This is a genomic window from Plectonema cf. radiosum LEGE 06105, from assembly GCF_015207665.1.
GTDB classification, from domain to species: domain Bacteria; phylum Cyanobacteriota; class Cyanobacteriia; order Cyanobacteriales; family Nostocaceae; genus Rivularia; species Rivularia radiosa_A.
On the sequence record NZ_JADEWL010000205.1, the window covers coordinates 1 to 9,062 of the forward strand.

At 36.0% G+C, this 9,062-nt stretch carries 4 protein-coding genes; all 4 read left to right on the forward strand.

What is annotated here, in order from left to right:
* Nucleotides 1-1,867 (forward strand): condensation domain-containing protein (locus tag IQ247_RS29980; protein WP_228060176.1); only part of this gene is annotated, 1,867 nt, incomplete at its 5' end.
* A gap of 79 nt (nucleotides 1,868-1,946) precedes the next feature.
* Nucleotides 1,947-2,954, forward strand: a complete 1,008-nt coding sequence (locus tag IQ247_RS29985; protein ID WP_193925588.1) for a TauD/TfdA family dioxygenase — start codon at nucleotides 1,947-1,949, stop codon at nucleotides 2,952-2,954.
* A 44-nt stretch (nucleotides 2,955-2,998) separates the two neighbouring features.
* A complete protein-coding gene (locus IQ247_RS29990; RefSeq protein WP_193925589.1) occupies nucleotides 2,999-7,621 on the forward strand; it encodes a non-ribosomal peptide synthetase in 4,623 nt (1,540 codons plus the stop codon).
* 18 nt (nucleotides 7,622-7,639) lie between these two features.
* On the forward strand, nucleotides 7,640-9,062 hold a 1,423-nt coding region (locus IQ247_RS29995; RefSeq protein WP_228060177.1), incomplete at its 3' end, for a condensation domain-containing protein.

The window sequence follows — 9,062 nt, forward strand, 5'->3', positions numbered from 1 at the left end:
GGTAATTCCTGAACTACGGAGCTTTTTAGAGTTAAAGTTACCGAACTACATGGTACCAGGAGCTTTTATCACCTTGGAGGCACTGCCACTAACACCAAATGGTAAGGTTGACCGTAAAGCACTACCTTTACCTGATACACTACGTCCAGAACTTCAAGAAACCTATGTTGCACCTCAGACAAACATTGAAAAACAACTTGCTAATATTTGGGTGAAAGTACTTGGATTGGACAAAATTGGAATAAATGACAACTTTTTTGAATTGGGCGGACATTCACTATTAGCTACTCAAGTTATATCCCGCATTAATAAAACTTTTAATATTGAGTTACCATTGCGCCGACTTTTTGAATTTTCAACGTTAGCAAAATTAGCCAAAATTATCGAGGACAAAAAGGTCAGTGCTAAGCCAACTCGACAAATTCAAAGAGTTTCACGAGAAATAGAATTACCCCTATCTTTTGGTCAGCAGAGATTGTGGTTTCTTAATAAGTTAGATCCAAACTCATTTGCTTACAATTTTACTAATGCCTTACTAATGCAAGGAAGACTTAAGGTGAAAGCATTAGAAGATAGCGTTAATGAAATAGTACGACGGCATGAAGTCCTTCGTACATATTTTAAAGCTATTGAAGGGCAACCAATTCAAAAAATTGTTCCTGTTCTAAAAATATCCTTAGCGATACTAGATTTACAAAATTTACCGGAAACTGAGCGTCAAGCTGAAGTGCAACGTTTAGAACGAGCAGATGCTCAACAACCATTTAATTTGACGCAAGCACCTTTATTGCGCCTTACCCTTGTACGCCTGGAAACAAGAGAACATATACTGCTAATTACAATGCATCATATTATCTCTGATGCCTGGTCGGCAGGAATATTTATTCAGGAACTGTCATCACTTTATAAAGCTTTTTCCAAAGGTCAGCCTACACCACTAGGAGAACTACCTATCCAGTATGCAGACTATGCCATGTGGCAACAAGAGTCGTTGAAACAAGAGAAACTTCATACTCAACTAGCTTACTGGAAACAGCAGTTAGAAGGTGTTAAAACTGTATTAGAATTACCTACCGATAAACCGCGATCGCAATTACAAACATCTGTAGGAACAAAGCATTCTTTTACACTCTCGAAAGAGTTATCTCATTCACTCAAAATACTTAGCCAGCAGCAAGGAGTTACCTTGTTTATGACTTTGCTGGCAGCTTTCAATACATTACTTTACCATTACACAAAACAAGAAGACATTCTCGTTGGCTCACCCATTGCTAATCGCAATTACAGTGAAATAGAAGGGCTAATTGGCTTTTTTGCCAATACTTTAGTATTGCGTGCCAATTTCTCCAAAAATCTTAACTTTAAAGAATTATTACAACAGGTGCGGGAAGTTGCTTTAGGTGCTTATACACATCAAGATTTACCTTTTGAAAAGCTTGTCACAGAACTACAGGTAGAACGGAATAACAATCGTTCTCCACTATTTCAGGTATGGTTTGTACTTCAGAATGTACCTACATCCCATCTTGAGTTAGAAGGATTAAATCTGAATATTAGAGGCATTGAAAGCGGTATGGTGCGGCATGATTTAAATTTTAATTTATCAGAAACATCAGAAGATATAAAAGGTTTTTTTGAATATAAAACAGACCTTTTCAAGGCTACTACTATTGCTCAAATGGCAAAACTATTTGAAACTTTATTAGAAATAGTTGTGAAACAACCAGATATTCATCTTAAAAAGTTGATTGAAATGCTTAATAAATTTCAAAAACAACAACAAATACTCGAAAACCAAGAATTTCAAAAAGTACGCCGTCAAAAATTAGGAAAAGTTTCTCGTAAAAAAGCTACGGATATTAGTTAATAGTGTAAAAATTAAGTCATAAACATTATTTCAAGTTTTGAGTTAACGTTTTAAATATAAGAAGCAGAGGAGAATGGGGATGAGCGTAAAATATTATAGGCGAAATCCAATAAATATATCTCAAGAAAAACTAATAAAGACTGATTTTTTCAACCCAGAACAGCATCTACCTTTGTTAATTGAGCCTATAGTTGATGGCATAGATTTGTCTGCTTGGGCTACTAGCAATTTAGAGTGGATTGAGACTCAGATATTAAACTATGGAGGTATACTTTTTCGCAACTTCAACATCGATAAAATTAATGGACTTGAGCATTTTATTCAAATTATTTCTGGACAATTAATTGAATATTCTTATCGTTCAACTCCGCGCAGTCAAGTTAGTGGTAAGATATATACATCAACTGAATATCCAGCCGAGCAATCAATTCCTTTACACAACGAAATGGCTTACTCCAGAAGCTGGCCAATGAAAATTTGGTTTTGTTGTGTAGAAGTAGCAGCAAAAGGTGGCGAAACACCCATCGCTGATAGTAGAAAAATATTTCAACGCATCAATCCAAAAATTAAAGAAAAGTTTATTGAGAAAAAAATCATGTATGTCCGGAATTACGGACAAGGACTTGATTTACAGTGGGAAAATGTATTTCAAACTACCGATAAATCGGAAGTAGAAAGTTATTGTCGTGATGCTGGGATTGAGTGTGAATGGAAAGATGAAAATAGCTTAAGAACTCGTCAAATTTGTCAAGCTGTTGCTGCTCATCCAAAAACTGGTGAAATGGTATGGTTTAACCAGGCTCATTTATTCCATATATCCAGTTTAAAGTCAGAAGTTCGTGAATCTTTGCTTACAATGGTTCAAGAAGAAGACTTACCCCGTAATGCATTGTATGGTGATGGTTCAAAAATAAAAAGTTCTGTAATAGAAGAAATTCAAGAAATATATCAACAAGAAGCCATTTTATTCCCTTGGAAAGAAGGTGATATTTTAATGTTAGATAATATGTTGATTTGTCACGGTCGTCAGCCGTTTGTTGGTAAAAGAAAAGTAGTAGTAGGGATGGCTGAACCTTTTTTTACTTAATATGTATGCTTTGTAATTAACTCGGAGAATAAATGAGGTAAATTATGCCAAGTAACTCTATAAATACAATTAATGGTTTCCAGCTTTCACCTCAGCAAAAGCATTTGTGGTTATTGCAACAGTTTGAAGTTGCCAACCAGCCTTATCGAGTGCAATGTTCGGTTTTGATAGAGGGAAATCTTAATTATCGGCTTTTAGAATTAGTATTACAAAAGGTTGTTGAAAAACATGAAATTTTTCGTACTAGTCTTCAAAGTTTAAAGGGTATGAATATTCCCTTACAAGTTATCCATGAGCCAAGTAAGATATCTAATTTATCTATTAATATTCATAATTTAAGCGAATTTGAATCTCAAAAACAAAATCTAGAAATAGAAAATATTTATCAGCAGCAGCGTCTAAAAACTTTTGAGTGGCAGAGTGATTGTGTCCTAGATTTCCATTTGGTTATTCTATCTTCTTCTAATCATTTATTATTAATTGCGATACCAGCTATTTGTGCAGATACAGTATCAATTCATAACCTTGTAAACGAAATTAGTAGGCTATACGCTGCTTGTTTGCACGAGCAAGAACTTTCTGGAGAGACTTTACAATATGCAGATATTGCAGCATGGCAAAATGAATTATTTGAAGAAGAAGAAGGAGAAGTCGGAAAAAAGTTTTGGCAAAATCAAAATATTTCCCATTTATTAATTAACAAATTACCAAGTGAAAAATATTCAGAAACTAAACTAATCTTTCTACCTAAATTTATTAATTTTAATTTAAACCATAATATTTTTTCAAATACTAAAGCATTAGCAAATCATGAAGGTGTTTGTATTTCAACAATTTTGATGGCTTGTTGGCAGATATTGCTTTGCCGTCTCACAGGACAATCAGAGATGACTGTTGCTGTGTGCTGCGACGGTAGGAATTATGATGAATTAAAACCAGCCATTGGATTATTGGCTAAATACATACCAGTTGGTGTTGAACTGAGTGCTAATTCCAAATTTTCTGAAATAATCAAGCAGCTAGAAGAAAATATAAACGAAATTCAGCAGTGGCAGGATTCTTTTAGCTGGGAACAATTTGTTAGTATAAACGATACGAATGGTGAGCCATCATTTTTCCCGTTTGCATTTGACTTTAACTCACAAACAGTAAACTATTTTGCAGATGATGTATCATTTTGTATTTCCAAACAAGATGCTTGCATAGACAAGTTTAAAGTTAAATTAACTTGTCACGAACGAAACAATTCTTTATTAGCTGAATTACATTATGATGCCAGTTTGTTTGAAAAAGAAGATATCGAAAACTTGGCAATTCAATTAGAGACTTTATTAGCCAGTGCAATTAATAATCCTGCAACTGCAATATCCCAACTAGAAATTCTCAGTCCAAATCAACGTCAGAAGATTTTAGTCGATTTCAACAATACTCAAAGCAATTATTCTCAAAAGCAATGCATCCACGAATTAATTGAGCAGCAAGCAGCAAAAACTCCTAATAATCTTGCAGTTGTTTTTGAAAATCAACAACTAACTTATGCTCAACTAAATGCTCGTGCCAATCAACTTGCTCACCATCTTAAGACATTAGGAGTGGGAGCAGAAACAGTTGTGGCACTTTGTGTAGAACGTTCTTTGGAAATGTGTATTGGTTTTTTGGGAATACTTAAAGCTGGTGGAGCTTATCTTGCTTTAGACTCCTTGGTACCAGAAGAACGTCTTTCTTACATGATACAGGATGCGGTCGCTTCAGTCATTTTGACTCAACAGCATTTAGCCGGAATATTCTCCCAACAGGAAGTGCCAACTGTATGTTTAGATACTGACTGGCATAGTATAGCAGAGCAATTAGAGACAAATTTGCCTTGTGAAGTAACTCCTGAGAATTTGCTTTATGTAGTGTATACTTCTGGTTCAGCTGGTAAACCCAAAGGAGTAGCCGTTGAACATAGACAACTGTTTAATTATCTGCAAAGTATTTTAGAAAAATTAAACCTTGGTGTTGACTCAAGTTTTGCAACAGTTTCTACCTTTGCAGCAGATTTAGGCAATACTAACATTTTCCCAGCACTGTGTATTGGTGGGTGTCTACATATCATTTCCCAAGAAAGAGCAACTAATCCAGAAGCTTTGGTAGAATATTGCGATCGCCATACCATTGACTGTCTTAAAATTGTTCCATCACACTTGATGGCACTTTTGAGTGCTTCCCAACCACAAAAAATTCTACCTCGAAAACGATTAGTTGTTGGTGGTGAAGCATTAAGTAGTAATTTAGTTAAGATGGTACGTCAATATACGGAAAATTGCCAGATTATCAACCACTACGGACCATCAGAAACCACTGTAGGCGTTTCTACTTTTTCCATCAATACTGATAATAACTGGGAAGTATCTGATATAGTTACCATTGGTCGTCCCCTTGCTAATACTCAGATTTATATTCTCGACCATTATCTGCAACCTGTACCGATTGGGGTATCTGGCGAAATCTATATAAGTGGAAACAATCTTGCACGGGGCTATGTCAACCACCCAGAACTGACTGGAGAAAAATTTATACCTAACCCTTTTGGTGATAAATTCGGGTCGCGTTTATACAAAACAGGAGACTTAGGACGTTATCTACCTGACGGTAATATCGAGTTTGTAGGACGAGCAGACCACCAAGTTAAGGTTCGCGGCTTTCGTATAGAACTTTCGGAAATAGAGTCGGTGTTAAGGCAACACCCTAACATTCAAGAAAATATTGTTTTAACGCAAGAAGAACAATCGGGTAACAAACGTTTGTTAGCTTATTTTGTAACTATCCACCAATCTGAACTTTCAACTAACGACCTCCGCGACTTTCTTCAACAAAAGCTGCCAGATTATATGATTCCTTCAATTTATATACAATTGAAGGCGCTACCTCTTACACCTAATGGTAAGATTGACCGTCAAGCCTTACCAGCACCAGAAAATGTTAAACCAGAATTAGCAGCTAAATTTGTTGCTCCACGTAATTATATAGAGAAAACAATTGCCAAAATTTGGTCTGGGGTACTAAAGATTGAGCAAGTGGGAATTTACGATAATTTCTTTGAATTGGGTGGAGATTCGATTATAAGTATTCAAATTATCGCCAGACTCAATCAAGCTGGTTTGCAACTAACACCTAAACAGTTATTTGACTCTCCAACTGTTGCTGGATTAGCTGCTGTTGTCGGTAGTCTTTCAAAGTTTGAGGTTGAACAAGCACCTGTAACAGGTTTAGTTCCCTTAACTCCGATTCAGCATTGGTTCTTTGAACAAAATTTGTCTGAACTGCATCATTGGAATCAAAGTTTACTGCTGGAAGTGCCATCAGGAACTGACTTGGCTTTGTTAGAGCAAGCAGTGCAGTACTTGCAGCAATACCATGATGCTCTTCGTCTGCGGTTTATTCGTCAAGAAACAGGTTGGCAACAAATTAACGCTGGGCTTGAAGAAGTAACAAAAGTTAGTATTTTATATCAGGATTTATCAGCATTACTCCCAGCAGCACAAAAGGCTACAATGCAAACAACAGCCAGTGAGCTACAAGCAAGCCTAAATTTAGCAGAGGGTTTGCTGATGCGGGTAGCGTTGTTTGACTTAGGAAAACAGGGGAAACGGCTGCTATTGGTAATTCATCATTTGGCAGTTGATGGTATTTCTTGGCGAATTTTGCTAGCAGACTTTGAGCAGGTTTATCAACAACTAAGCCAGAAACAACCAGTATATTTGCCATTGAAAACAACTTCTTTTAAAAAGTGGTCTGCATTTTTACAAAATTATGCACAGTCATCTCAGCTTCAGCGAGAAAAGGATTATTGGTTAAAAAAATCTCTTAACAAGATATCTCTTTTACCATATGATTATCCTGGTGGTAGCAATACATTAGAATGTGCTGATAGTGTATTGGTTTCCCTAAGTATTGAAGAAACTGAAGCCTTATTGAAGGATGTACCAACCGCTTATCATACTCAAATTAACGATGTACTGCTCACTACATTAGTACAAAGTTTTACTTCATGGACAGGAGAAGACTCTTTACTTATAGATTTAGAAGGACACGAAAGAGAGACAATTAGCAACGACATTAACCTAACCCGGACAGTAGGTTGGTTTACAACTATCTTTCCTGTACTACTGAGTTTAGAAGGCATTTCTCAAACAGAAGAAGCATTAAAAGCTATCAAAGAGCAACTTCAAAATATTCCAAACAAAGGTATTGGCTATGGAATTTTGCGTTATTTGAATCAAAACCCTTCAGATCGCTTTCAGTTGCAAACATTTCCTCAAGCCGAGGTGCGATTTAACTATCTGGGTAAATCTGACCAAATACTATCTGAATCATCATTGTTTAAGCTCAGTAATCAATCTGCTGGTAACAGCCGTAGTTTACAAAGTAATCGGCGGTATGTGTTAGATATAAACGGGTTTGTACTTGGAGAAAAACTGCAATTGGAATGGACTTACAGCAACCAAATACATCAAAGAAGCACCATTGAACATTTAGCCAACGAGTTTATCAAAATGTTGCGCTCTTTTATAAATAATTCTCAATTTACTGGTGCTATAAAATACACAACTTCTAATTTTCCTAATGCAGAATTTAGTCAAAAAGAATTAGACGAATTGCTCGTAAAAATTAATTTAATTTAGGGAGTGAAACATAGGTAAATGAAGACAGAAAATATCCAAAATATTTATCAACTTTCGCCACTGCAACAGGGTATTTTATTTCATTGTTTGCATAGTCCTCAATCAGCGGTCTACTTTGTTCAGTTATGCTGTATTCTGCGCGGTAATATTAATGTTGTTGCTTTTGAACAGTCTTGGCAGCAAGTAGTAGATAGACATACAGCTTTACGTACAGCTTTTTACTGGGAAAATCTAGAAAAACCACATCAAGTAGTATATAAAAAAATACAGGTTTTTTTAGAGCAACAGGATTGGCGTTCAATCAGTCCATCTCAGCAGTTACAACAATTAGATAATTTTTTACAGGGCGAACGTAAGAAAGGCTTTAATCTTTCTCAAGCACCCCTAATGCACCTGAATTTGATTCGTGTCGCAGACGACAGTTATTATTTTATATGGAGCAAACACCATCTCATTGTGGATGGTTGGTCAACAGCATTGGTGCTTAAGGAAATTGCAAAAGTTTACGAAGCATTTTGCCAGGAAGAAAATGTGCCATTAGCCACCACTTCTTACGGTGACTATATTAGTTGGCTCCAACAGCAGGATTTATCAAAAGCAGAAGTTTTCTGGCGACAGATACTTAAGGGAATCAAAGCACCCACTTCTTTAAGTTGCCTACAAGTTCATAGCTTGCTTGGTCAGGAGGAAAAGCATAATCAACAAAGAATTAAACTATCAAAAGTAACTACAGACGCACTACAATCTTTAGCAAGACAGTATAGATTAACACTGAACACTTTAGTACAGGGAGCTTGGGCTATATTTTTAAGTCATTATAGTGGGGAAGAAGATGTAATATATGGGGTAACAGTTTCTGGTCGTCCAGTAGAATTACCGAAAGTTGAATCGACTGTAGGAATGTTTATCAACACTCTCCCTTTGCGAGTAAAGTTGGTAGGTGAAGACTTTTTATTACCTTGGCTACACCAACTACAGGCTCAACTAATTGAAATACGTCAATATGAATACAGCCCTTTAGTTAAGATTCAGGGATGGAGTGAAGTACCGCGAGGTTTACCATTGTTCGAGAGCATTCTCATATTTGAAAATTACCCACTAGATGGAGTTTTAGAAGATTGGCAGAGTAATTTAGAAATTCAGAATATAATTGATTTTCAAAAAACTAATTATCCTCTAACTGTTACTGTGATACCAGGGAGCGAATTAAATATCAAAATTTCTTATAATAGTCGATTTGATATAGATACTATTAACCGGATGCTAGGGCATTTACAAACGTTACTCGAAGGAATAGTTGCTAATCCACAGCAGCACCTTTCAGAATTATCATTATTAACAGAATCTGAGCAGCATCAGTTGCTACGGGAATGGAATAATACAGAAGTTGAATATCCCCTTCTATGTATCCATGAGTTATTTGAAGCCCAGGTAGAGAAAA

Excerpts from the sequence above, each read along its gene's own strand:
- IQ247_RS29985 (WP_193925588.1), top strand. The coding sequence starts at position 1,947 with ATGAGCGTAAAATATTATAGGCGAAATCCAATAAATATATCTCAAGAA.
- IQ247_RS29990 (WP_193925589.1), top strand. The coding sequence starts at position 2,999 with ATGCCAAGTAACTCTATAAATACAATTAATGGTTTCCAGCTTTCACCT.